This window comes from Campylobacter sp. BCW_6466 (assembly GCF_001762835.1).
GTDB classification, from domain to species: Bacteria; Campylobacterota; Campylobacteria; order Campylobacterales; family Campylobacteraceae; genus Campylobacter_D; species Campylobacter_D jejuni.
This window is the reverse complement of the sequence record NZ_MJXO01000065.1, coordinates 1-22,415: the sequence shown is the minus strand read 5'-3', so window position 1 is coordinate 22,415 and position 22,415 is coordinate 1. Positions and strand designations below refer to the sequence as shown.

Genomic DNA, 22,415 nt, shown 5'->3' with positions numbered 1-22,415 from the left:
AAAATGCAAACCTATCTTGAACTTGAAGAATTTTGTAAACTTGTGCATTTAAATGAAGATGTGGTTAAGGGTATGATGGCCAATGGGGCTTTAAATTTTAAAGAAGAAGAGGGTAAAATTTACATCGAAGCTCATCAAGGTACTTTTAGTGTAGTACCTAGTTCTGCAAAATCTCAAACTGCAATGGTAAATTCAATGACTTTAGCAGGAGAAAGTTTTGTTGAAAAAACAATAGGAACTATTTTAAATTTACATGAAAAAGTTTTAGATGCTAAAGATGAAACACTTGAAGCATTAAAAAATGAAAATAAATTTTTAAAAGATGCCCTTTATTCTATGCAAGAGCTTTATGATGAAGATAGAAAAACTATAGAAACCTTAAACAATGAGTTAAAACATGCGCGTGAAGAGATAGAATTTCTCAAGCGTAAATATAAATTAATGTGGAGTAAAACTGCAGAAATTTTTGGAGCTAAGACAGAGCCTGATTTGGAAATGAATAAAAATTTAGAAAAACCTATTGAAAATATGGAACAATAAAGAGAGATACAATGACTTTTTCACAAATGATACTTAATTTACAAAATTATTGGCAAGAGCAAGGTTGTGCGGTTATGCAACCTTATGATATGCCAGCAGGTGCAGGAACCTTTCATCCAGCAACTTTTTTAAGAAGTTTAGGAAAAAAACCTTGGGCAGCTGCTTATGTGGCTCCAAGTAGAAGGCCTACTGATGGACGTTATGGTGAAAATCCTAATCGCTTAGGTGCTTATTATCAATTTCAAGTTTTGATTAAACCTAGTCCTGATAATATCCAAGAATTATATCTTAAAAGTCTTGAAAATTTGGGTTTTGATTTAAAAAGTCATGATATTCGTTTTGTTGAAGATAATTGGGAGAGTCCAAGTTTAGGTGCTTGGGGTTTAGGCTGGGAAGTATGGCTTGATGGTATGGAAGTTACTCAATTTACTTATTTTCAGCAAGTTGGAGGTATAGCAGTAGATTTAGTAAGTGCTGAAATTACCTATGGTCTTGAAAGAATAGCCATGTATCTTCAAAATGTTGATAATGTTTATGATATAGTTTGGAGTGAATTTAATGGAGAAAAAATTAAATACGCAGATGTGCATAAGCAAAGTGAATATGAATTTAGTAAATACAATTTTGAAGTAAGTGATGTTAAAATCTTGAATGAGCAGTTTGAAAATTCTTATAAGGAATGTAAAAATATTTTAGAACAAGGACTAGCTTTACCTGCTTATGATTATTGTATGCTTGCTGCACATACTTTTAATCTTTTAGATGCAAGAGGAGCAATTTCTGTAGCACAAAGACAAGATTATATGTTAAAAATTCGTGAGCTTTCAAAAAATTGTGCTGAAATTTATAAGAAAAATTTAAATGAAGCTGAGTGAAATTTATAATTTTTTAGATCAATTAAGTCCCTTTAATATCCAAGAGTCATGGGATAATAGTGGAATTTTGCTTGGAGATAAGGATAGTGAAATTTCAACTGTTTATTTAAGCTTAGATATTGATGAAAATATCATTAAAGAAGCGAGTGAAAATTCTTTAATTATCACACACCATCCTTTGATATTTAAAGGTCTAAAAGATTTATATGACAAGACTTATCCTAGGGCTTTTATCAAAGAAATGATTTGTAAAAATATTTCTTTGATCAGTATGCATACAAATTACGATTTGAGTCATTTAAATACTTATTTTACGGAAGAAATTTTAGGTTTTAAAATTTCTTTTAAAGATGAATTTTTAATTTATGTGGAAAATTCTATGTCTTTTGAAGCTTTGTGTGACTGGGTGAAAAAAAAGTTAAATTTGCAAATTTTACGTGCAAGTGATTGTGGCAAAAAAGATATTAAGCGCATTGCTATATGTACTGGAAGTGGCGGGGATTTAATTTCTAAAGTAGATGCGGATTGTTTTTTAAGTGGAGATTTTAAATATCATCAAGCTTTAGAGGCGCTTAGTAATCAAATCAGTCTTATTGATTTGGGTCATTTTGAAAGTGAGAGATATTTTTCTCAATGTTTAGCAAAAGACTTGAAAAATTTGCCGCTACAAGTTATAATAACAGTTTCAAAAAATCCATTTCAATATTTTTAAGGAAAATAAATGAATAAATATCTCGAACAATTAGTGCTTTTATCAAAAATAGATCAAGAAATTGATAGTTATGAACCAAAAATAGACAGTATTAATAAGACTTTAAAAGATGCTGAGTTAAAAATAGGAAAAATCAACGCAGATTTAGAAAAAATCGATGAAGAAATCAAAGATATAGAAAATCAAAAAATACAAAATAATGCTCATATTTCCGAGTTTTCAGCAAAAATTAAAGAGCTTTCCAAAAAAAGCGGTGCGGTAAAAACAGAAAAAGAAGCTAATGCTTTAAAAATTGAAGAAGATATTGCAAAAGAACAATTAGACGCTGCAAATGATGAGATTGTAAGACTAGATAAAATTTTAGAGAATAAAGAAACTTATAAAAAAGAACTTGAAGAAGAAAAAATCAAACAAGAGCAAAATATTAACGAGATTAGAGTAAGCATTAAATCTGAAATGGAAGTTCTTGAAAAAGATAGAATGAGTGTTTATGATAAAAAAACTAAACTTGTGAGTGAGATGAATCAAAAAGTTTTAAGTTTTTATGAGAAAATTCGCAAATGGGCGAAGAATACTGCTGTAGTTCCTGTTAAAAAACAAGCATGCTATGGATGTTTTATGAAAATTTACGATAAGACTTATCTGTCCGTTGTAAAAGGTGAAGAGATTGTAACTTGTCCTCATTGCGGAAGAATTCTTTATAAAGAGCAAGAAGAACAAAATTGATCTTTTTTTATTATTTTTTAACTTGGACGGCATTTTTATTTTGTGCCGTCTTTATTCTTTTGCTTTCTTTTTTAAAATCCAAATACAAAATTAGTTTAAAATCTCGATTTTTTCTTTATAAAAATTTACATCAAGAAAAAGCTGATGTACATTTTCATGCTTGTTCTTACGGGGAGGTAAGAAGTATTAAAGCTTTGGTTTTGAAATTTGATTCAAGAATAACTACTATTACTCAAACAGGTTTTGAGTGTGCAAAAGAATTTTGTAAAAAGGTAAATTATCTTGCTTTTGAAAATTTTTTGCCTTTTTGGTTTAATCCTTGTAAGGTTTTGGTAATTTTTGAAGCAGAATATTGGCTTATGCTTGTTTTTATGGCACGTATTTATAAGGCTAAGATTATTTTGCTTAATGCGAGAATATCTGATAAATCTCATCATTCTTATCAAAAATTTTCTTTTTTTTATAAAAAAATTTTTTCTTATATTGATGAAGTTTTTGCTCAAAGTGAATTAGATAAAGTAAGACTTGAAAGTTTGGGAGCTAAAAATGTTAAAATTTTTAAAAATATTAAGGCAAATTTAGAGATTAAAAATAATAAATTTTATATCAAACCTAAGGAAAAACTTATCATTTTTGCCAGTACGCATAAGGACGAAGAAGAGCTTTTGCTTGATCATTTTAAACTAGAAGAAAATGAAAAACTCATTATCGCCCCACGACACCCTGAGCGTTTTAAAGAAGTTGAAAATTTGCTTTTAAACAAAGGTTTAGAATTTGAAAAATTTAGCTCTTTAAAAGATGAAAATAAGAAATTTTCTAAAAAAATTTTACTTTTAGATACTTTAGGGGAGCTTGTAAATTTTTATGCAATTTCTGATGTTGTTGTACTTGGAGGTTCTTTCATAGAAGGCATAGGAGGACACAATCCTATAGAAGTGGCATATTTTGACAATGTATTAATCAGCGGGAAATTTATTCACAATCAAAAGGCTTTGTTTGAAGAAGTGGAAAATGTATATTTTTGTGAAAATTTAAAAGATTTAAATGATAAAATCCATTATTTAAATTTAAAAGCTAAAATTTCCAAAAAAGAAAATTTAGATCTTATCATACAAGCTATACAAAAGGGAATTGATGCAAGAAAAAGCTTATAAACTCTTAGCTTTGCAAGAAAAAATTTCAAATCGTGAAGCTAAAGATTTGATTGATAAGGGTTGTGTTTTTTCACATGGAAAAAAAGTTGTGGTTGCTAGAGCTTTGATGAGCGATAAGGCAAGATTTAATGTGATAAAAGCTAAAAATCCTCAAATTATTTTTGAAGATGATAAGATTATTGCTATTAATAAACCTTATGCTTATGTGAGTGAAGACTTGGAGAAAAAATTTAATGCCAAGCTTTTAAATCGTTTAGACAAAGAAACAAGCGGTGTGATTTTGCTTTGCAAAGATGAAGATTTTAGAAAGCTTTGTATAGAAGAATTTAAAAAACACAGAGTTTATAAAAGTTATATTGCGGTTTTAGATGGGGTTTTGGCTGAAGAGGTTGAAGTGAATGAGCCTATTTTTACCATAAAAGCAAAATATGGAGCATTAAGTAAAGTTTCAAAAGATGGTTTAAGTGCTTTAAGTATCATTACTCCTATTATGTTGCAGTCAAAAAAAACCTTAGCAAAAATAGTCATTCAAACAGGTAGAACTCATCAAATCAGAGTACATGCTAAATTTATAAAACATGGTGTTATAGGCGATGAAAAATATGCTAAAATTTCAAGCGATAGAATGTATTTACACAGCTATGAAATTAAAATTTTTAATTATCATTTTAAGGCTAATTTAGATAGTGGTTTTACAAAATTTGGCTTTGAGATAAAAAATTTAGATTTTTAAAGCCATTTAAGAAAAAATTTTGTATAATGCAAGATTTAATTTAAAAATTTTATAGAAAGGTGATAAAGTGTTTGAGTTAGTTAGCGAATCTTTTAAATCGGCGATCAATAAATTACGTTTTGTTGATGATGAAAAAGCACTTAAGAACGCTTTAGAAACCTTAAAAAAAGCTCTTTTAAAAGCGGATGTTCACCATAAGGTAACTAAAGAGCTTTTGACTTTAATAGAAGAAGATGTAAAGCAAAACGGAATAGGTCAAAAACAATTTTTAAATGCCATTAAAGTAAATTTAGAAAATATTTTAAGTGTCAATGGCAAAAATCAAGGTTTTGTTTTTGCTTCTAAACCCCCAACAGTAGTTCTAATGGCAGGTTTGCAAGGGGGCGGTAAGACTACAAGCACTATCAAACTTGCAAATTATTTAAAATTACGCAATAAAAAAGTTTTAGTTGCAGCTTGTGATTTACAGCGTTTAGCGGCAGTGGAGCAGCTAAGACAACTTTGTGAAGCTAATGAAATTGAACTTTTCTTCATAGAAAATGAAAAAGATCCTATTAGGGTTGCTAAAGAGGCTTTAAAAAAGGCTGAAAGTTCTATGGTGGATGTTTTGCTTGTGGATACTGCTGGGCGTTTGGCTATAGATGAGACTTTGATGAATGAATTAAAAGCAGTTAAGGATGTTTTAAATCCTGATGAGATTTTCTATGTTGCTGATGCAATGAGTGGTCAAGATGGGGTTAAGACTGCGGCTAGTTTTAATGAAGTTTTAGGTATCAGCGGGGTAATTTTATCAAAATTTGATGCAGATACTAAAGGTGGAGTAGCCTTAGGTATAGCAAAACAAATCGGTATTCCTTTAAGATTTATTGGTGTAGGTGAAAAAGTAGCAGATTTAGAAGTTTTTATACCAGATCGCATAGTAAGTCGTATCATGGGCGAGGGTGATTTGGCTACTTTAGCTGAAAAAACTGCTGCAGTGATTGATGAAAAAGAAGCTAAAAAACTCAATCAAAAAATCAAAAAAGGTGAATTTAATTTTAATGATTTTCTTAACCAAATGGAAAGTATTAAAAAATTAGGAAGTATGAAGTCTTTAATCGGTATGATACCAGGGCTTGGCGGAATGGCAAATGCGGTAAAAGATATAGATTTGGATAATTCTAAAGAGATTATACATATTAAGGCAATGATTTCTTCAATGACTCCAAAAGAAAGAGAAAATCCTGATTTGTTAAATAATGCTAGAAAACGTCGTATAGCAGAGGGAGCAGGTCTTTCTCAGGTAGAAGTCAATCGTTTTTTAAAACAATTTAGTAATGCAGCAAAACTTGCAAAAAGATTTTCAGGCAAAAAAGGAATGGAGAATTTGACACAAATGATGAGCCAAGCTAGAAGACAATTTTAAATTTTATTTATAAATACTTTTTATAGTATCTATAAATAAAATTTTTAATTTTTAAGGAGTATAAATGACAGTTATTAGACTTACAAGAATGGGTAGAACTAAAAGACCATTTTATCGTATTGTGGTTACAGACAGTAGAAAACGTCGCGATGGTGGTTGGATAGAATGTATTGGATATTATAATCCTATGGTAGAACCTGAGGTAATTAAAGTTGATGCAGAGCGTTTAGCTTATTGGAAAAGTGTTGGTGCAAAACTTAGCGATAAAGTTGCTTCTATCACTAGCAAATAATCATGGTAGAGAATTTTCTTAGAGAATACGCAAAATTAATTGCAGATTATCCTGAACAGATTGACACTCAAAAAATTGAATTAAGTGAAAATTTTTTTGAGATTGTTCTTTTTGCACATAAGGTTGATACAGGTAAGCTTATAGGTAAAAATGGAAAAATGATCAATGCTATAAAAACCGTAATCTCTGCTTATAAGAGTAAGGATGCAAGTTCTTATAGAGTAACGGTAAAAGCACTTGAGTGAAAAAGATTTTGTTCAAGTTGCAAAACTTGGTAAAACTGTGGGTCTTAAGGGTTATGTAAAATTGCATAACCTGAGCGACTTTTCTTCTCAATTTAAAAAAGATGCTACTTTTTTTATAAAAAACACCAAAGAAATGTTAAAGATTAAGCATTATAATGCAAGCAATTCTACTGTTTTATTTGAAAATTATGAAGATATAGAAAAGGCCAAAGAATTAACTAATCTTATTCTTTTTCAGAGTATCGAGAAAAGCAGACAAACTTGTAAATTAAAAAAAGATGAGTTTTTTTATTTTGATATTTTAGAGTGTGAAGTTTTTGAAGAAGATAAAAGATTAGGTAAAGTTGTTGATATCTTGGAAACTGGAGCTTCTTATTTATTTGAAATTCAAAGTGATGAAAAATGGGTGAATAAAAAATATTCTAAAATATTTTTTATTCCATATCTAGATAAATTTGTTAAAAATATAGATATAGAAAAACGACAGATTTTTTGCACGCAAGATGCTTTTTTAATTTTAGAAAATTCATGAAATTTAGTTTCGTTTCTTTATTCCCTAATCTTATGGAATTTTACTTTCAGGATTCTATACTTGCAAGAGCAAAAGAAAAAAAACTTTTCAAACTTAATTTTTATAACCCAAGAGATTTTTCTAAAAATCCTTATCATAAAGTCGATGATTATAAAATAGGTGGTGGAGCTGGACTTTTGATGCAAGCTGAACCTATGTATGAGGTGTTAAAAAGTATTCAAGAAAAAAAAGAAAATCCCTATTTTATTTTTTTAAATCCAAGTGGTAAAACCTTTAATCAAAAAGATGCCAAACGCTTAAGTAAAAAAGAACACATAGTTTTTGTATGTGGGCGCTATGAAGGCGTAGATGAAAGAGTGCTTGAAATTTTTGCGAATGAAGTTTTTAGCATAGGGGATTTTATTTTAACAGGAGGAGAATTACCTGCGCTTGTAATGTGTGATGCGATTTTAAGAAATGTTAACGGGGTTTTAGGGAATATGGAAAGTTTGGAAGAAGAAAGCTTTGAAAATAATTTACTCGAAGCACCTGCTTTTTCAAAACCTTTTATTTTTGAGAAAAAAAATCAAAAATTTTATACTCCTTCAGAGTTTTTAAAGGGTAATCACGCTAGAATTGCAAGTTTAAAAACTACTTTGGCGTCTTGCAAAACGAAATTTTTTCGTCCAGATTTATTTTTAGAGCATGAACGCAAAAAATAAGGGATTTTTATGAAAAATAAATATATAGAACAATTTGAAGCAAAACAAATTGAAGGTAAAAATGTTCCAGATTTTCGTGCTGGTGATACTTTAAAGCTTGCAATTCGTATCAAAGAAGGGGATAAAACAAGAATCCAAAATTTTGAGGGTATTTGTATTGCTAGAAGAGGTAATGGCGTAAGTGAAACTTTTATCGTACGTAAAATGGGTGCTAATAATGTTGGCGTTGAGAGAATTTTCCCTATTTATAGTGAAAGTTTGGAAAGTATTATTGTTTTGCGTCGTGGTCGTGTACGCCGTGCAAGATTATTCTACTTAAGAGATAGACGCGGTAAAGCAGCACGTATTAAAGAGCTTAAAAAATAATTTATAATTATTTTTTATTATAAGTCTAACAATTAAGTAATTATAATTAATTTATAATTTTTATTATTTGATTTTAATTATTAATAATGCTCTTATATAATATTCCTTGTAAATATTATATAAGGAGAGAAAATGTTTTCTATTAAAAAAACTTTATTAATATTAGCAAGCGTGCCAATGTTTTTGAGTGCTACTGAATATCAATTAAGCACTCATGTCTTGGATATTACTTCTGGACAACCTGCTCCTAAAGTAAAAGTTGAGCTTTATAAGTTGGAAGCAAATCAACAGTGGAAAAAAGTAAGTGAAGAATTTACCGAAGAAAATGGTAGAATAGGGGATTTATTACCATATGAAAAAACTGAAAATAGGGCTTTTGGAATTTATAAGCTTAAATTTTTTACAAAAGACTATTACACATCACACAAAATAAATACTTTTTATCCTTTTGTAGAGGTAAGTTTTGAGCTTTCTAAAGATCAAAAACATTATCATGTTCCAATAACCCTTTCTCCTTTTGGTTATTCAACTTATAGAGGAAGCTGATCAATAAAACGAAAGAAAAACCATGTGGACTAAGAATTCTTGGAAAAACTATCCCATAAAACAGCAACCTATCTATCCAGATCAAGAGGAAATGAATAGAGTTTTAGCAAGACTTGAGAAACTTCCTCCTTTGGTTTTTGCTGGAGAAGTGAGAAATCTTCAAAAGTCTTTAGCAAGAGTTTGTAAAAAAGAAGCTTTTTTACTTCAAGGTGGAGATTGTGCTGAAAGCTTTGAAAATTTTGGTGCTGTAAATATCCGTGATATGTTTAAAATTTTACTTCAAATGGCTATAGTGCTTACATTTGCCGGTGGATGTCCTGTTGTAAAAATTGGTCGTATTGCAGGGCAGTTTGCCAAGCCAAGAAGTAGTGATTTTGAAGAGTTAAATGGTATAAGTCTTCCTAGTTATCGTGGTGATATTATTAATGGTTTTGAATTTAGCGAACAAGCACGCATTCCTGATCCACGTAGAATGCTTGAAGCTTATTATCAAAGTGCAACAACGCTAAATTTGTTGCGCGGATTTGCTAAGGGTGGTTTAGCAGATTTGCATGAAGTACATCGTTGGAATTTGGGCTTTTTAAAAAAGAGTGAACTCCATAAGCAATATACTAATATCAGTGAAAAAATTTCACAAGCTTTAGCTTTTATGGAAGCTTGTGGGATTAATACAAGTAATACCCCAAGTCTAAGAGAAGTTAGTGTTTATACTTCACATGAAGCTTTACTTTTGCCTTATGAAGAAGCTTTAACTAGAGTGGATAGTTTAAGTGGAGAAATTTACGATTGTTCAGCTCACATGCTTTGGATAGGTGAAAGAACAAGGGCGCTTGATGAAGCTCATGTACATTTTTTAAGAGGAGTAAAAAATCCTTTAGGGGTTAAAATAGGACCTAGTGCAAGTGCTGATGATATCATAGCTTTAGCAAATGTTTTAAATCCAAATAATGAAGAAGGAAGATTAAATATTATTATCCGCATGGGTGCAGATAAAATTATCAATAATTTGCCAAAAATTTTCTCTAAACTTAAAAGCGAAGGTTTAAATTTGGTATATAGTATAGATCCTATGCATGGAAATACAGTAAAAGCAGGTAATTTTAAAACACGTGAGTTTGATAAAATCATGCAAGAAGTGAGATCTTTTTTTGAGATTGCAATAAGCGAAGGAGTTTATCCAGGTGGGGTGCATCTTGAAATGACTGGGAAAGATGTAACAGAATGTACAGGTGGTGCAAGCAATGTTACTGCTCAAAGCTTGGAAGATCGTTATGAGACTCAATGCGATCCAAGGCTTAATGCGGATCAAGCATTAGAGCTTGCTTTTTTAATTGCAGATTTAGTAAAAAAGGCTAGAAAATGAAACTTTATGGTATTAAAAATTGCAATTCTGTAAAGAAAGCTATGGATGCTTTAACACAAAAAGGTGTTGTATTTGATTTTATGGATATTAAAAAGATTAATCAAGATATTTTATACACATGGTTAAAACAAAAATCTTTTGAAGATCTTATCAATACTGCTGGATTAACTTCTAAAAAACTTGGTTTAAACAAAGAAAAAGTTAAAAGTTTAAATGAAAAAGAACTTGAGAAAATTGTATTAGAAAATCCAAGCTGTATTAAGCGTCCTATTATCGAGTATGAGCAAAACATATATATTGGCAAGGAATATGAGAAAATGTTATGATAGAGTGTTTGATTACACTCTATTTTTTATCAATTGATTAATTTCATTTTGATGTGGAAATCTTTCGCTTTCGCAATTAATAAGTTGTGTTTTAGAGAAGATAACTTTTCCGTCTACTTCAACGACAAAATCACCTCTACCGCCAATTTCAAATTCTACTTCAATATCTTTGAAATCGCTTTGTAGTTCTTCTGCAACCCTTGCAGCTTGTGGGCGATAATTTCAAAGATTACAATAAGTAATTTTTACTTTCATTATTTCATCCTTTGAAAAGTTTATTTTATTTAAGATTAAAATCTTAAATTTTTATTATAGTTTATTTTGGCTGAATTTTTGCCTTTTTGTAAAATTTAAGTTGAAATTTAGGGCCAATTTCTTTCAAATTCAGCGAGAAAAATTTATAATTTTTATCAAAATTAAAATAAGCCTTAAAAAATTAAAGGAAGAAAATGAGTCAATTTACACACTTGCATTTACATACAGAATATTCTTTGCTTGATGGAGCCAATAAGCTTAAAGAATTAGCTTTGACTTTAAAAGAGCAGGGTGCTACAAGTGTGGCTATGACAGATCATGGAAATATGTTTGGGGCAATTGATTTTTATCAAACAATGAAAGCACAAGGTTTAAAACCTATCATTGGTATGGAAGCGTATTTGCATAATCACGATGAATTAGATGATAAAAGTTCTCGTCAGCGTTTTCACCTTTGTTTGTATGCAAAAAATGAGATCGGATATCAAAATTTAATGTATTTAAGTTCTCAAAGTTATATTAAAGGTTTGTATTATTATCCGCGTATCAATAAAAAGCTTTTGGAAGATTATAGCGAAGGTCTTATTTGTTCTTCTGCTTGCTTGCAAGGTGAAGTAAATTGGCACTTAAATACTTATAGTGAAAGAAATGTGCGTTTTGGTGCAAAAGGCTATGAAGTAGCAAAAGAAGCAGCATTATGGTATAAAAAAGTTTTTAAAGATGATTTTTATTTTGAAATCATGCGTCATGGTATAAGCGATCAAAGAATGATAGATGATGATATTATCAGACTCTCTAAAGAATTAAATATAAAAATCATTGCTACAAATGATACGCATTATACTTTTAAAGAAAGAGCGGCTGCCCATGAGGTTTTTATGTGTATAGCTATGGGAAAAAAACTTAATGATCCTGATAGAATGCGTCATAGTGTGCATGAATTTTATGTTAAAAGTCCTGAGCAAATGAGTGAGCTTTTTGCAGATATTCCAGAAGCTATAGAAAATACACAAGAAATCGCACAAAAATGTAATTTAGAGCTTAATCTTGGCAATCCCACTCCACCGAATTTCAAATTTACAAGAGAATATGCTAAAGATCATAATATTACCTTACCTGAAGAAACAAAAGAATTTAGCTTTGATAATGATGACATAGTTTTTGAAGAGCTTTGTAAAAAGGGACTTGAAGAGAGATTAAAATTTATCGATGAAAGTAAGCATAAAGAATATAAACAAAGACTTGAAGTAGAAATTAATATCATTAAAAATATGAAATTTTCAGGTTATATGCTTATTGTTCATGATTTTATTAAAGTGGCTAAAGATAAAGGCATTCCAGTAGGTCCTGGAAGAGGATCAGCTGCAGGAAGTTTGGTTTCTTATTGTTTGAGGATTACGGATTTAGATCCTATTCCTTATAGTCTACTTTTTGAGCGTTTTTTAAATCCTGAGCGTGTGAGCATGCCTGATATTGATGTGGATTTTTGTCAAGACAGACGTGCTGAAGTGATTGATTATGTGATTGATAAATATGGAGCAGATAAGGTTGCACAGGTTATTACCTTTGGTAAGCTTTTAGCTAAAGGGGTGATTCGTGATGTGGCTAGAGTTTGTGATATGAGTATTCAAGATGCTGATGAGCTTGCTAAACTTGTGCCTGAAGAGCTTAAAATCACTCTTGATGCTGCTTATGAAAAAGAACCTAAAATCAAAGAATTTATTGAACGTCATCCTAAGGGTCCTGAAGTTTGGGAATATGCAAGAGCTTTAGAAGGATTAAATCGCAATGCCGGTATGCACGCAGCAGGTGTTGTAATTTCTAATGAAAGTTTATGGAAGAAAACTCCGCTTTTTAGACAAAGTAAAAATGATGAAAGACATTTAGTAACGCAGTATTCTAAAGATCATTTAGAAGATGTGGATTTGATAAAATTTGACTTTTTAGGTCTAAAAACTTTAACAGTAATCAATAATGCAATCAAGCTTATTAAAAAGCGTTATAATAAAGACATTATTTGGGAAACTATAGATGTAAATGATAGCAAAGTTTATAAAACCATACAAAGTGGAAATACTTTAGGGATTTTTCAAATTGAATCAGGCGGTATGCAAAGCTTAAATGCACGCTTAAAACCAGAGCGTTTTGAAGATATCATTGCGGTTCTTGCACTTTATCGTCCAGGCCCTATGGAATCAGGAATGCTTGATGATTTTATCGATAGAAAGCACGGTTTAAAAAGTATAGAATATCCTTTTGACAGCTTAGAAAAGGTTTTAGAACCTACTTATGGGGTTATTGTTTATCAAGAACAGGTTATGCAAATTGTTCAAATTATAGGTGGCTTTTCTTTAGGAGGTGCTGATGTAGTGCGTCGTGCTATGGGTAAAAAAGATCCTGAGAAGATGAAAAAGCTTAAAACTGATTTTGCAGATGGAGCAGAAAAGCAAGGATATGATAGAGCAAAAGCTGAGGATTTATGGGAGCTTATCGTAAAATTTGCAGGATATGGTTTTAATAAATCTCACTCTGCGGCTTATGCGTTGGTTACTTTTCAAACAGCTTATTTAAAAACTTATTATCCTAGTGAATTTATGGCAGCGCTTTTAACAAGCGAAGAAAACAATGTGGATAAAATTGCTGTTTATATTGATGAGATGAAAAAAATGAATATTAAACTTTTACCTCCATCGATTAACAAAGCGATCCGTGAATTTAGTGCTTTAGAGCAAGATGGCAAGGATGCTATTATATACGGACTTGGGGCTATAAAAAGTGTGGGTATTCCTGCAGTTGAAAATTTACTTGAAGCAAGACAAGATGGTGAATTTAAGGATATTAATGATTTCTTAGGTAAGATAGATCCTACCAAAATAAACCGTAGAACATTAGAAAGTCTTATTAAGGCAGGGGCTTTTGATGAGTTTGGTTTTACTAGAAAAGCTTTGTTTGATAATATGGAAAATCTTAGCGAAGCATCGCGTAAAATGGCTGAAGTAAGAAAAAATGCTGCAAGTTCTCTTTTTGGTGAAGAGGAATTAACTTCAGGTGTTCAAGTAAATTTTACTCCCAAAAATGAAGAATTTGAAGTGATGGAAAAATTAGGATATGAAAAAGAAATTTTAGGAATTTATGTTTCGGGCCATCCTTTAGATCGATTTTATGAGCAAATTAATGCCATAGATTATGTTAAAAGTTTAGATTTTGAAAGTTTAAAAAATAATGGAGAAATTTTAAGTATAGGTAAAATTGAAGATTTCAAATCCATGATGAGTAAAAATAATAAGCGTTATGGTAGAATTGAAATTTTGGATTATTATTCTTCGTTTGATGCTACTGTATTTGAAAGCAATGTAGAAGAAATAGAAAACATCATCAAAGATGAAAATTTAAAAAATAATGCCTATGGTTTTGTATTGGGATTTAAAGCTGAGGGAGGGGAGAAGCCTAGCTTTTTTTTAAAAGCAATTAAAGATTTACAAAGTCTTGAAGATGGCGAGATTAAAGCTATAAAAAAATTTGGAGCAAAAAAAGATTTCAAAAATAAAGAAGAAAATCATTTTACCGCAGAACCTAAGGAATTTGAAAAAAATATCATAGAGCTAGATTTGACAAGGTTAAATAGAGAATTAATCTATGAAATTCATGAAATTGCTAGAAATGCACATAATCCTAATGAAAAAAACAATAAAAAACTTGTTTTAAAAGTTATTAGCGCGGGATCTTGCTTGCTTTATCATACAGATTTTATTATCTCTGATAGTATAGTAGAGGAAATTTCTAATAAATATGCTTAAGTAAGATTGTTCTTACTTAAGATTTTTAAATAAAATGCTTCCAAGTCTTACTAAGTTGGATCCGCATTTTATAGCAATTTCAAAATCATTACTCATCCCCATAGAGCAAATTTTAGCCCCATGTTTTTGAAGAATTTCATAAATTTTAAATGTAGTTTCAAAGCTTTTGATAATACTTTCTTTATCTTGGCTGTGTGATCCTATGCTCATTACGCCACAAAGATTTAGATTAGAGCATTCTTCTTGTATTTGTAAATATTCTTCTACAGCTTGATTTGGATCTAGACCGCTTTTGCTATTTTCATTTGCACTATTGATTTCTAATAAAGTATTTAATTTATAATCAAGTCTTTTGTCCATAGCTTTAGCTATTTTAATACCATTACAAGAGTGCCATAATATAGGTTTTTGTTTGATTAAGAGATTGATTTTGTTGCTTTGTAGAGTTCCTATAAAATGCCACTTTATGTCTAATTTTTTTTCATCAAGATTTTCTTTTTTTTGTGCTAGAGCTTGGACTTGATTTTCTCCAAATTCTACTATACCTTGATCAAAAAGCTTTTCAATTATACTTGCATCGACATACTTGCTTGCGGCTACAAGACGAACGTTTTTGGTTTTTTCTAAAATTTGCTCTAAAGTCATTTTGATAAAGAAATAAGCCCTATTTAGGGCTTATATTATTGTAATAAATTAGCAATTTTGCTTTGAAGCTGCATGTTGGATTGCACAGCAATAAAAGCAGCAGCATTTTCTTTTAGATAATTGGCATTAAAATCATTAACATTTTTTGCCATGTCATTATTTAGTAAATTATTTTCAGCTGCTTTTGAGTTGATGCTATTTTGAACACTTGCATTAATATTTGATGTGATGGCATTGATACCTGAGCCTATTTCACTTCTTAAACTTCCAAGTTGATCCATAAAATTTGTAATACTATCTTGATTATCTATGCTTAGTCCACCTGTTGCTAATGGATTTAAATTTGTAGTTTCAGTTCCGCTACCTACTACAAAATTCATAGTTTGAAAGACATTTTTTCCATTATAAGTTGCATTATTAAAAGAATCATTGATGGATTCTTGTATGCGTGTTGCTTCTGTTCTTAGCATTCCTTTTTGAGAATCATTAAGTGCAGCATTGTTCATTTTTACTGAAAGTTCATTAAGTCTATCTGCACTTTGAGAGATATTAGTAAGGCTAGCATCTGCAATTTGTAAAACCCCTATAGCATCATAAGCATTTGCGATACCTTGATCTATAGTGCTTGATTGAGATCTTAAAGAGTCAGCAATAGCTAAATTGGCACTATCAACTCCACTTATTGCGCGAACAGCTGCAATATTTTCTAAAGCTTTATCGCTAGCTTTTTGTGCATTGTTTAAATAGTAATTTTGTTGCATCATAGTTGCATCAGAGATCATCATGGCCTACTCCTTCTCTTTTTGGATTTATTTAATATTCTATCATTTTTTTGCTATTTTAAAGCTTAAGAAATACAAAAAAACTTGCATTATCAAGATGATTTTAATCACCACTTCACTTGCATTATGGATACTGATAAATTCTTGAGTTTTTGTAGCGTTTTCACCTAAGTTTTGGAGTTCAATCATGGTATTAGTAAAATAAAAAACAAATATTAAGCTTAAAATCAAAATAAGCAAACTCAGCATAAATTTTGAAAATTTTATTTGAAATTTTATTTCATTTTTTATAAGAGAATAAATTTCATATAAAAAATTAACCACTGAAACAAAAATCAGTAAATATCCCATTTTAATAAAAATTTGCGTCATCATTAAGCCACTTTGAAAATGGCTCAACACTCCTTCCCCTATAAGATTCTGAGGAAAAAAAATTGTTGGTGCAACAACTATTCCTAGTATGAGTTCAACCCCTATGATGGAGGCAAGTAAAAATAAATTAACAGCTTTCAAAAGTTTCTCCTTTTATTTTTTATCATAACGCATATTTGTAAATTTAGCTATAAAAGCACGATTATAACCTTGTTCATCTTTGAAAAAATCAACAATGAAATTATTTTGATATAAAATTTTTTCCAAAATTTCTTTTTGATCATAGCCAAATTCACAAGCTAAAAATTTAACTTTTTTATCGAGGGAAAAATGTATGATTTCTTCTAGAATTTCATATCCTTTTTCTCCGCCAAATAAAGCTTCTTTGGGTTCTTTTTGTACCCAAATATCTATAGGATATGAATTTTTAATATAAGGTGGATTTGAAAAAATAAAATCATAATTTTCTTTAATTTGCTTAAAATTACAAAGCTTAAAGTCAATCAAATGTTCGACTTTGTGTAATTTGGCATTCTCTAAAGCTAATTCTAAGGCTTTAGGATTGATATCACAGGCTGTGATTTTTAACCCAAGTTCTTTGGCTAAAACAATGCTTAAAATTCCGCTTCCAAATCCTATTTCTAAAATCTTATTAAAAGTATTTTTTTTGCATAAATTTAAAATTTGAAAAAGTAAAATTTCACTATCGTAACGAGGGATTAGAACGCCTTTTTTTATCTTAAATTCTAAGCCCCAAAAATCCACTTTTTCAAATATATATTCAAAAGGTTCTCCAGATTTAAAACGTCTTATAAGCTCAAAATAAGGTTTGTGATCTATTTTTATATCTTGGTTTAAAAATAACCAAGCTTTATCTTTTTTTAGATATTCACAGAGTATAAATACTGCTTCATTTTCATAACCTTTTAAGCTAGATTTAGCTTCTATAAGAGCATTTTTTATAGTCAAGAAAGAGCCTTGATTCTATCGCTAATACTTGGATGACTGAGATAAAAAAATGTATATATTTTACTTGTTTTGATAAAAGCTTTATTTTCTCTTGCTAGAGCTATCAACGCATTTTTCATATCTTCTTTGCTTGTAACTTTAGCTCCGTGTTGATCAGCTGCAAATTCATTTTTTCTACTTAAGGCATTAAGTATAGGAGAGATTAAAAAGCTAAAAATATTTGCAAAGATAAATAAAAGAGCAAATACACCGCCATTTACTCCTTCTAGATGACTTTCTAAGTAAACAAATTCAGGTAAATTTGCAAAAACAAAAAAAAGTAAAAACATAGTTATAGCACCGTTAAATAAAGCTTTGATAATATCCTTATGAACAAAATGTCCAAGCTCGTGTCCTAAAACAGCTAAAAGTTCTTTTTCATTTAAAGCTTTTAATAATGTATCAAAAAGAACCACTCTTTTGCTTTTAAAAAGTCCACCAAAATAAGCATTTAAACGTTTATCTCTTTTGCTTGCATCAATAACATAAACCCCATTTGCATTAAACCCACATTGTTTCATTAAAGAGCTGATTTTTTTCAGCAAATTTTCATCGTTTAGTTTTTCCATTTTATTAAAAATAGGTGCTATCAAGGTAGGGTAAATAAGATTTATAATCACTATAATACAAAAGGCAAAAATAAAGGCCACAATCCACCAAAAAGTTCCAAAAAAACCATAGCAAAAAAGCAAAGCATAAAGGATTAAAAATCCAAATATTAAAGTTAAAATAAGACTTTTTACAGTGTCTTTGATAAAAAGTTTTACAGTCATATTTGAAAAACCATGTGCTTTATCTTTGATAAAACTTTCATAAATACTTAAAGGTAGATTTAAAATACTTGTGATTATTAAAAAAGATAATAAAAATAAAGTATTTTCAAAACGAGTGTTATTTGAGATAAGTAATTCTTTAAGATATAAAAATCCAAAACCTATCCATGCAATATTGATGATTAAATTATAAAAATTGGAAAATAGTTTAAATTTTTCATTTTCGATGGCAATGTCTGCTGCATTTTGATAGTCTTTTTCGCTTAAAATTTGAGCTTGTTTGTCTTTTTCTCTTTCTAAGAAACGAATTTGAGTATAGGAAATCCAAGATAAAAGTGCTGTGTAAAGACATAAAATTGCAATTAAAGTCATTATTTTTCCTTGATTAGTTTTTGCGAATTTTAGCTTAAAATAATGAAATAAAGTTAATAGCTTAAAATCTAAAATAATATTCTTTTCAACTAAGTTGATGTATATTTATAAAAAAGGATTAAAGAATGTTTTTTAAGAAAAAGATTTCACAAAAGCAAAAAGAAAAGCCTAAAATTCCAATCAATAATGTGATTTTAGATGACAGACTTTGTAAGTTTAAAAATAAAGTGCAAAAGATAAGCAATGATGAAGCTTCGGCAAGTCTGCTTGCTAGACAATTAAGCAGACTTATCAGAGCTAGTAAATTTTAATTTTGACATTTTTTCTTAGGGCGAAAAACCTTAATAACTTCATCATTTGCTTCTATATAAGCACCTTCTATTAAATCAATACAATAAGGTATAGCTGGAAAAACAGGCTCTAGACATTCTTTTATAGCTTTAGGATTTCCTGGTAAATTAATGATAAAAGATTTATTGCGAATTCCTGCGCTCTGTCTTGAAAGTATAGCTGTTGGGACATATTTTAAACTTTCTAAGCGCATAAGCTCTCCAAAACCTGGCATCATTTTATCACACACGGCTTCCGTGGCTTCTGGGGTTACATCACGAAGTGCTGGACCTGTACCTCCGCTTGTAACAATCAAATCGCATTTTTTTTCATCTACTAGATAAAGTAATTTTTTAATGATTAAATCATAATCATCAGGGATTAATTCTTTATGATAAATAATATCATTTTTTATATATGAATTTAACACTCTTTCAATTTCAGCAGTAGCTTTATCTTCGTATATACCACTACTTGCTCTATCGCTTAGGGTTAAAATTCCTATGTTTATCGTATCCATTGTTCCTCCTTAATAAATTTTTATAACCATCCTTTTTTCTTGAAAACAACCAAAGGTAAAATGATAGAAATTACCATCACGCCAAGCACTATGGGATAAGCATAGTGAAGTTCAAGTTCTGGCATGAATTTAAAATTCATACCATAAACAGTTCCTATTAAAGTAGGAGGCATCATGGCAACAGTTGCAACGGTAAAAATTTTAATGATTTTGTTTTGCTCTATGTTGATTTGGCTGGCTAAAATGGTTTGAATATTGTCTAAGATATTAAGTTGCGAAACACTAAATTCAACCAAAGAATTTAAGTCTTTTAAAACTATAGTGAGATTTTGTTTTATATCTTTATCGATTTTATCGCTTTTTAGCAAAGAAGTCATAGCACGACGTTTATCAAATAAAGAATCTCTTACACGCATATTAAGCTCTTGTAAGCTTGAAATATCCTTTAGCATTTCATCATAACTATATTCATCTTTTTTTTCTAAAACACTTGTTCTTAAGCGTCTTGCTTCTTTGTCTATCCATTCTAGTAAATCCGCATCTTTTTCAACGCGCACTTCAAACATTTTATCAATAATATCAAAACCATCTTCAAAATTCTTCGGACTAGCTAAAATCCTTGCTTGAATTTCTTCAAAAGTGCTAAATTCGTTATATCTTATAGTAAATAAGATATTTTTAGCTGTAGCAAAAGTAACAATTTCTGTGCGAAGCTTGATTAAATTCCTATCTTCTTCATCGCTTTTAAGATCTCTTACTAAAAAATGAGCATTGATGGTTATTGTCGCATTGTCTTCCCAATATTTTGCGCTAAGTTCTATTTCTTCTCTTTCTTCTTTTGTAGGAAACTCAAGATTAAATTCGCTTGATATAAAAGCAATTTCCGCTGCACTTGGATGAAGTAAATCAATCCATAAAATATTTTGTGGTAGTTCTTGACTATCGAGATTAAAGTTGATTCTTTGAACTAAAGCATTTTGAGTTTTGATATAAACATAGAGCATAGTTATTCCTTATTTTTAACTTTAAAATTATACCTTGATTAGTTTAAAAATCAATTTTTTAATTTTTGCAAATCAAAAACCAAATTTTCCACCTAAAGCTCTTAAACTAAGCTTTAGTTTAAAATATCTTTAATCAGTTTTTGCAAATTCCTTTTTGTTTCTTCTTGTTCTTTTATGATAAAACATTTTGCTTTTGGCCAAAAATAACTTTTAGGATTTTCAAATTTTCCCCAACGCCAATCAAATCTAGGATGTAAAAGAACTATAGTAGGAATATCCATAGCTAAACTTAAATGCGCTATAGCACTATCAATACTAAGCATACAGTCAATATCATATAAATAATTTAGAGTATCATTCCAATTTTTTATAAGCTTACTTCTATCTTCTATTACCTTAGGTAATTCTTCTTTTAATTGCATTTGAAAAGAAATGATTTCATAATCTAAGTCTTTTAATATATCAAATAAAAATTCAAATTTTACATTTCTTAATAAATCAGAATTTTCAGCATTAGGAGTAGCATAAAAAATACCAAGTTTTTTTCTTTTATTATGTGGTTTTTTCTGTGGCAATATAGGTGTTTTTAATCGTGAAATCTCATCAAGCTTAATATCAATAAAAAAAGGCAAAGAACAAATAGGAATAGCATAATCAAAATTTGTAGGTAGATTTTTTAAAACCTTTACATTTTTAAAAATATCATCATTTTGATTTAAAAATTTGATTTGATTTTTAAACATTTCATACATGGCACTTTGAGGAGCAAATAAAACCTTTGAAGCGATTTTGCAAAGTTTTTCTAAGCATCTTGCATACATTATAGTATCGCCAAAGCCTTGCTCGCAAAATACTAAAACTTCTTTATTTTTAAAAGCATCAACGCCAAATTTATTAAAAGCTTTTAGGCTTTCATTATAATGATAAGTAGAAAAAGTTTCATTATGAGCATAAAATAATCTGCTTTCATAATACTTCTTGCCCTCTTCAAAATTATCATCCACTCCCATACGCATCAAAAGATAAGCCAAATCAAATTGATAGGTTGCATGAGAATCCAAACTAAGACATTTTTTATAAGCATGATAAGCTTCTTGATAGTTTGAGTTAAATTCTAATACCTTAGCATAGTTTTGCCAAAACTGTGCATGGTGTTGATTGGCTTCTTGTAGTGATTGAAAAAGTTCTAAAGAATCAGATATTCTAAAAAGCTTAAAAAGTAAGTATGCTTTTTGGGGTAAAATTTGATGAGTTAAAAAATCTTCTATTTTAGAAATGGTAAGATTTTCTTTGGTTTTACTATGAAGCCTATCTTCAAGTTTGACTAAATTAAGATTGGTTTGTTCAGCAATGATTCCTTTTTGTAGTTTATCAATCAAATCTTGCATAAAATGACATAAGTGTTCATGTGCATTTAATGCCTTGGTAAAATCATGTTTAAAATAAATTTCTGCATAATTTTTCCATAGATTAAGATTATACATATCTTTAGAAAGTAATTCTTTGAAAATTTGTTCAGATTCTTCTAGTTTATTACTCAGTTTATAAATAAAAGCCAATTCTAACTTAAGTTCATCTTCTAAATCATCTTTGCGAGTTAAAAGTGTTTGTAATAAATTCAAGGCTTCATCAAATCTTAAATTTTCAATATAGCTTTTAGCAAGTATAAGACCATTAAAACTTGTAGGATTTAAAGAAAAAAGCTCTTGAGCATAATATAAAGCTTTTTGAAAAAGAGAAAGTTTATAAGAAGAAAGCATAGCAAATTCTAAAGCAAATTTTGGACTTTCTTTTAAAAATTGCTCACTCAAGTTTAAACATTTTTCATAATTAGCATTAAAATAATAATAATAATGAATTTTATCAAACATGATCTTCCTAGATAATAAAATTAAAATCCTATATTATCCTATAAGTTGCATAAAAAGATAATTATATTTTTATAAAATTAAATAATAAAACAAAAATAAAAAAATAAATCCAAAAAAACATCCATCCCAATAATTTTAAAATTATCAGGATGAAATTTTAATAAGTAGGA

General features: G+C 29.5%; 26 protein-coding genes. 17 read left to right on the top strand and 9 right to left on the bottom strand.

Annotation, left to right across the window (positions count from 1 at the left end):
- Positions 1-3 precede the first annotated feature (3 nt).
- The 15 genes from AJ887_RS06500 to AJ887_RS06430 all read left to right on the top strand — a co-directional run bounded on the left by AJ887_RS06500 (position 4) and on the right by AJ887_RS06430 (position 10,516).
- Entirely contained in the window at positions 4-540 is a 537-nt protein-coding gene (locus AJ887_RS06500) for a DUF3972 domain-containing protein (protein WP_002852251.1), read from the top strand.
- 11 nt (positions 541-551) lie between these two features.
- Positions 552-1,415: a glycine--tRNA ligase subunit alpha gene (glyQ, locus tag AJ887_RS06495; protein WP_070240520.1), complete on the top strand. Its 864-nt coding sequence runs from the start codon at positions 552-554 to the stop codon at positions 1,413-1,415.
- Positions 1,402-2,127, top strand: a complete 726-nt coding sequence (locus AJ887_RS06490; RefSeq protein ID WP_070240519.1) for a Nif3-like dinuclear metal center hexameric protein — start codon at positions 1,402-1,404, stop codon at positions 2,125-2,127. Before glyQ ends, AJ887_RS06490 begins: the two co-directional genes overlap by 14 nt.
- Positions 2,128-2,136: 9 nt before the next feature.
- Complete coding sequence (locus tag AJ887_RS06485; protein WP_044778942.1) at positions 2,137-2,853, top strand: zinc ribbon domain-containing protein; 717 nt, start codon at positions 2,137-2,139, stop codon at positions 2,851-2,853.
- A complete protein-coding gene (waaA, locus tag AJ887_RS06480) occupies positions 2,850-4,007 on the top strand; it encodes a lipid IV(A) 3-deoxy-D-manno-octulosonic acid transferase (protein ID WP_070240518.1) in 1,158 nt (385 codons plus the stop codon). The genes AJ887_RS06485 and waaA overlap by 4 nt, the downstream gene beginning before the upstream one ends.
- Positions 3,988-4,740 (top strand): RluA family pseudouridine synthase, encoded by a 753-nt coding sequence (locus tag AJ887_RS06475; protein WP_070240517.1) that lies wholly within the window; start codon positions 3,988-3,990, stop codon positions 4,738-4,740. The genes waaA and AJ887_RS06475 overlap by 20 nt, the downstream gene beginning before the upstream one ends.
- 67 nt (positions 4,741-4,807) lie before the next feature.
- Positions 4,808-6,145: a signal recognition particle protein gene (gene ffh, locus AJ887_RS06470; protein ID WP_044778940.1), complete on the top strand. Its 1,338-nt coding sequence runs from the start codon at positions 4,808-4,810 to the stop codon at positions 6,143-6,145.
- Positions 6,146-6,209: 64 nt separating this feature from the next.
- Positions 6,210-6,437: a 30S ribosomal protein S16 gene (rpsP, locus tag AJ887_RS06465; protein ID WP_070240516.1), complete on the top strand. Its 228-nt coding sequence runs from the start codon at positions 6,210-6,212 to the stop codon at positions 6,435-6,437.
- A gap of 2 nt (positions 6,438-6,439) precedes the next feature.
- On the top strand, positions 6,440-6,682 hold the full coding sequence (locus AJ887_RS06460; RefSeq protein ID WP_002852144.1) for a KH domain-containing protein: 243 nt from the start codon (positions 6,440-6,442) through the stop codon (positions 6,680-6,682).
- On the top strand, positions 6,675-7,214 hold the full coding sequence (gene rimM, locus AJ887_RS06455; protein WP_052859035.1) for a ribosome maturation factor RimM: 540 nt from the start codon (positions 6,675-6,677) through the stop codon (positions 7,212-7,214). Before AJ887_RS06460 ends, rimM begins: the two co-directional genes overlap by 8 nt.
- Positions 7,211-7,915, top strand: coding sequence for a tRNA (guanosine(37)-N1)-methyltransferase TrmD (gene trmD / locus AJ887_RS06450; RefSeq protein WP_070240515.1), 705 nt, complete (start codon positions 7,211-7,213; stop codon positions 7,913-7,915). The genes rimM and trmD overlap by 4 nt, the downstream gene beginning before the upstream one ends.
- Before the next feature lie 9 nt (positions 7,916-7,924).
- Positions 7,925-8,281, top strand: a complete 357-nt coding sequence (gene rplS / locus AJ887_RS06445) for a 50S ribosomal protein L19 (RefSeq protein ID WP_002861395.1) — start codon at positions 7,925-7,927, stop codon at positions 8,279-8,281.
- A 132-nt stretch (positions 8,282-8,413) separates the two neighbouring features.
- A complete protein-coding gene (gene uraH / locus AJ887_RS06440; protein WP_070240514.1) occupies positions 8,414-8,827 on the top strand; it encodes a hydroxyisourate hydrolase in 414 nt (137 codons plus the stop codon).
- Between the two features lie 22 nt (positions 8,828-8,849).
- Positions 8,850-10,190, top strand: coding sequence for a class II 3-deoxy-7-phosphoheptulonate synthase (locus AJ887_RS06435; RefSeq protein ID WP_070233229.1), 1,341 nt, complete (start codon positions 8,850-8,852; stop codon positions 10,188-10,190).
- Complete coding sequence (locus AJ887_RS06430) at positions 10,187-10,516, top strand: ArsC/Spx/MgsR family protein (protein ID WP_070240513.1); 330 nt, start codon at positions 10,187-10,189, stop codon at positions 10,514-10,516. The genes AJ887_RS06435 and AJ887_RS06430 overlap by 4 nt, the downstream gene beginning before the upstream one ends.
- Before the next feature lie 12 nt (positions 10,517-10,528).
- Here the strand turns inward: AJ887_RS06430 and AJ887_RS09915 are convergent, their stop codons facing one another.
- Positions 10,529-10,771 (bottom strand): SelT/SelW/SelH family (seleno)protein, encoded by a 243-nt coding sequence (locus tag AJ887_RS09915; protein ID WP_261008339.1) that lies wholly within the window; start codon positions 10,769-10,771, stop codon positions 10,529-10,531.
- Between the two features lie 194 nt (positions 10,772-10,965).
- Between AJ887_RS09915 and dnaE the strand changes: the two genes are divergently transcribed.
- Positions 10,966-14,568 carry a DNA polymerase III subunit alpha gene (gene dnaE, locus AJ887_RS06425; RefSeq protein ID WP_070285011.1) on the top strand — a complete coding sequence of 1,201 codons (3,603 nt, stop codon included), beginning with the start codon at positions 10,966-10,968 and terminating at the stop codon, positions 14,566-14,568.
- Positions 14,569-14,580: 12 nt separating this feature from the next.
- On the opposite strand, the gene AJ887_RS06420 is transcribed toward dnaE, so the two are convergent.
- From AJ887_RS06420 to AJ887_RS06400, 5 genes are read right to left on the bottom strand one after another with little or no spacing between them, the layout of a single operon-like run.
- Positions 14,581-15,213, bottom strand: coding sequence for a YggS family pyridoxal phosphate-dependent enzyme (locus tag AJ887_RS06420; RefSeq protein ID WP_002855231.1), 633 nt, complete (start codon positions 15,211-15,213; stop codon positions 14,581-14,583).
- 35 nt (positions 15,214-15,248) lie between these two features.
- Complete coding sequence (gene flaC / locus AJ887_RS06415) at positions 15,249-15,998, bottom strand: flagellin C (RefSeq protein ID WP_070240511.1); 750 nt, start codon at positions 15,996-15,998, stop codon at positions 15,249-15,251.
- A 39-nt stretch (positions 15,999-16,037) separates the two neighbouring features.
- Entirely contained in the window at positions 16,038-16,508 is a 471-nt protein-coding gene (locus AJ887_RS06410; protein ID WP_070240510.1) for a DUF4149 domain-containing protein, read from the bottom strand.
- Between the two features lie 12 nt (positions 16,509-16,520).
- Entirely contained in the window at positions 16,521-17,336 is an 816-nt protein-coding gene (locus AJ887_RS06405; protein ID WP_070240509.1) for a HemK/PrmC family methyltransferase, read from the bottom strand.
- Positions 17,333-18,520 (bottom strand): M48 family metallopeptidase, encoded by a 1,188-nt coding sequence (locus tag AJ887_RS06400; RefSeq protein ID WP_070240508.1) that lies wholly within the window; start codon positions 18,518-18,520, stop codon positions 17,333-17,335. The genes AJ887_RS06405 and AJ887_RS06400 overlap by 4 nt, the downstream gene beginning before the upstream one ends.
- 125 nt (positions 18,521-18,645) lie before the next feature.
- Between AJ887_RS06400 and AJ887_RS06395 the strand changes: the two genes are divergently transcribed.
- Positions 18,646-18,831 carry a molybdenum cofactor biosynthesis protein gene (locus AJ887_RS06395; protein ID WP_070240507.1) on the top strand — a complete coding sequence of 62 codons (186 nt, stop codon included), beginning with the start codon at positions 18,646-18,648 and terminating at the stop codon, positions 18,829-18,831.
- Here AJ887_RS06395 and mog read toward each other — a convergent pair.
- The 3 genes from mog to AJ887_RS06380 all read right to left on the bottom strand — a co-directional run bounded on the left by mog (position 18,828) and on the right by AJ887_RS06380 (position 22,245).
- Complete coding sequence (gene mog, locus AJ887_RS06390) at positions 18,828-19,370, bottom strand: molybdopterin adenylyltransferase (RefSeq protein WP_044778931.1); 543 nt, start codon at positions 19,368-19,370, stop codon at positions 18,828-18,830. The two genes, AJ887_RS06395 and mog, sit on opposite strands and share 4 nt — an antisense overlap.
- Positions 19,371-19,390: 20 nt before the next feature.
- Positions 19,391-20,374 carry a magnesium/cobalt transporter CorA gene (corA, locus tag AJ887_RS06385; protein WP_002861405.1) on the bottom strand — a complete coding sequence of 328 codons (984 nt, stop codon included), beginning with the start codon at positions 20,372-20,374 and terminating at the stop codon, positions 19,391-19,393.
- A 113-nt stretch (positions 20,375-20,487) separates the two neighbouring features.
- Entirely contained in the window at positions 20,488-22,245 is a 1,758-nt protein-coding gene (locus tag AJ887_RS06380; protein WP_070284955.1) for a hypothetical protein, read from the bottom strand.
- Positions 22,246-22,415: the final 170 nt, after the last annotated feature.

What these genes read in the sequence shown, in the direction of transcription:
- AJ887_RS06500 (WP_002852251.1), top strand. Translation starts at nt 4, where the DNA reads ATGCAAACCTATCTTGAACTTGAAGAATTTTGTAAACTTGTGCATTTA.
- glyQ (WP_070240520.1), top strand. Translation starts at nt 552, where the DNA reads ATGACTTTTTCACAAATGATACTTAATTTACAAAATTATTGGCAAGAG.
- AJ887_RS06490 (WP_070240519.1), top strand. Translation starts at nt 1,402, where the DNA reads ATGAAGCTGAGTGAAATTTATAATTTTTTAGATCAATTAAGTCCCTTT.
- AJ887_RS06485 (WP_044778942.1), top strand. Translation starts at nt 2,137, where the DNA reads ATGAATAAATATCTCGAACAATTAGTGCTTTTATCAAAAATAGATCAA.
- AJ887_RS06475 (WP_070240517.1), top strand. Translation starts at nt 3,988, where the DNA reads ATGCAAGAAAAAGCTTATAAACTCTTAGCTTTGCAAGAAAAAATTTCA.
- rpsP (WP_070240516.1), top strand. Translation starts at nt 6,210, where the DNA reads ATGACAGTTATTAGACTTACAAGAATGGGTAGAACTAAAAGACCATTT.
- AJ887_RS06460 (WP_002852144.1), top strand. Translation starts at nt 6,440, where the DNA reads ATGGTAGAGAATTTTCTTAGAGAATACGCAAAATTAATTGCAGATTAT.
- trmD (WP_070240515.1), top strand. Translation starts at nt 7,211, where the DNA reads ATGAAATTTAGTTTCGTTTCTTTATTCCCTAATCTTATGGAATTTTAC.
- rplS (WP_002861395.1), top strand. Translation starts at nt 7,925, where the DNA reads ATGAAAAATAAATATATAGAACAATTTGAAGCAAAACAAATTGAAGGT.
- uraH (WP_070240514.1), top strand. Translation starts at nt 8,414, where the DNA reads ATGTTTTCTATTAAAAAAACTTTATTAATATTAGCAAGCGTGCCAATG.
- AJ887_RS06435 (WP_070233229.1), top strand. Translation starts at nt 8,850, where the DNA reads ATGTGGACTAAGAATTCTTGGAAAAACTATCCCATAAAACAGCAACCT.
- AJ887_RS06430 (WP_070240513.1), top strand. Translation starts at nt 10,187, where the DNA reads ATGAAACTTTATGGTATTAAAAATTGCAATTCTGTAAAGAAAGCTATG.
- dnaE (WP_070285011.1), top strand. Translation starts at nt 10,966, where the DNA reads ATGAGTCAATTTACACACTTGCATTTACATACAGAATATTCTTTGCTT.
- AJ887_RS06420 (WP_002855231.1), bottom strand. Translation starts at nt 15,213, where the DNA reads ATGACTTTAGAGCAAATTTTAGAAAAAACCAAAAACGTTCGTCTTGTA.
- flaC (WP_070240511.1), bottom strand. Translation starts at nt 15,998, where the DNA reads ATGATGATCTCTGATGCAACTATGATGCAACAAAATTACTATTTAAAC.
- AJ887_RS06400 (WP_070240508.1), bottom strand. Translation starts at nt 18,520, where the DNA reads ATGACTTTAATTGCAATTTTATGTCTTTACACAGCACTTTTATCTTGG.
- AJ887_RS06395 (WP_070240507.1), top strand. Translation starts at nt 18,646, where the DNA reads ATGTTTTTTAAGAAAAAGATTTCACAAAAGCAAAAAGAAAAGCCTAAA.
- mog (WP_044778931.1), bottom strand. Translation starts at nt 19,370, where the DNA reads ATGGATACGATAAACATAGGAATTTTAACCCTAAGCGATAGAGCAAGT.
- corA (WP_002861405.1), bottom strand. Translation starts at nt 20,374, where the DNA reads ATGCTCTATGTTTATATCAAAACTCAAAATGCTTTAGTTCAAAGAATC.
- AJ887_RS06380 (WP_070284955.1), bottom strand. Translation starts at nt 22,245, where the DNA reads ATGTTTGATAAAATTCATTATTATTATTATTTTAATGCTAATTATGAA.